The sequence below is a fragment of the Campylobacter sp. BCW_6873 genome (assembly GCF_001762365.1).
GTDB classification, from domain to species: Bacteria; Campylobacterota; Campylobacteria; order Campylobacterales; family Campylobacteraceae; genus Campylobacter_D; species Campylobacter_D jejuni.
The window spans coordinates 1,709-2,366 of the sequence record NZ_MJWS01000099.1 but is presented as its reverse complement, the minus strand read 5'-3'; the positions used below and the strand labels follow the sequence as shown (position 1 = coordinate 2,366).

The following is a 658-nucleotide window of genomic DNA, read 5'->3' as shown; positions in this document are numbered from 1 at the left end:
TCCAAACCATAAGGAGTGAATTTTTGATAGTCTTTAAAGATTTTCATATACCACATACACACTCGCAATTAATAAAAAGATATTACACACAAACCCTATAAGCCAACTTAATTTTTTGCATTTTTCTCCTGTGCTATAACATTTAAAAAAATAAGCTTGCAATAAACAAGGAAGTATAATAAATGTGATTGTAAAAAAAATAAAATTTATAAAGATTAAAAATTTAGAACACTTATATACTATATATTCTTGTGGTGATAATTCTTCAGCTTCTGGAGGACCGAGCATTACATATCCTCTATAGGTTTCAAGATCATAGCTAAGATAAAATATGATAATAATAGCTGTAAAAAAGATAATAAAAGATATTAAAAAATAAGATTTTAAAAATTCTTTTATGTTAATTCTCATCCAATAATTTAAAATAGAAAAGGCAATAAGAACGCTTAAGGCTGTAATATAAAGTATTGTATCAATAGTAACAAGCCTAAAAATAAATCCTACCAAACCCCAAAAAATAGAAAATGTAATATCTTCTCCCATTTAAACTCCTGTATTATAAAGCACATTATAAGCTTTATCTTTAAAATCAAGCTTAGTGATAAAATCCTTACTATAAAGTTTAAAGTCCAAACCATAAGGAGTGAATTTTTGATAG

1 protein-coding gene is annotated in these 658 nt (G+C 25.4%); it reads right to left on the bottom strand.

Annotated features, from left to right (window positions below):
• Positions 1 to 33: 33 nt before the first annotated feature.
• The gene (locus AJ932_RS08475; protein WP_070283571.1) at positions 34 to 543 is read right to left on the bottom strand and encodes a hypothetical protein; all 510 of its coding nucleotides are present in this window, start codon (positions 541 to 543) and stop codon (positions 34 to 36) included.
• Positions 544 to 658: the final 115 nt, after the last annotated feature.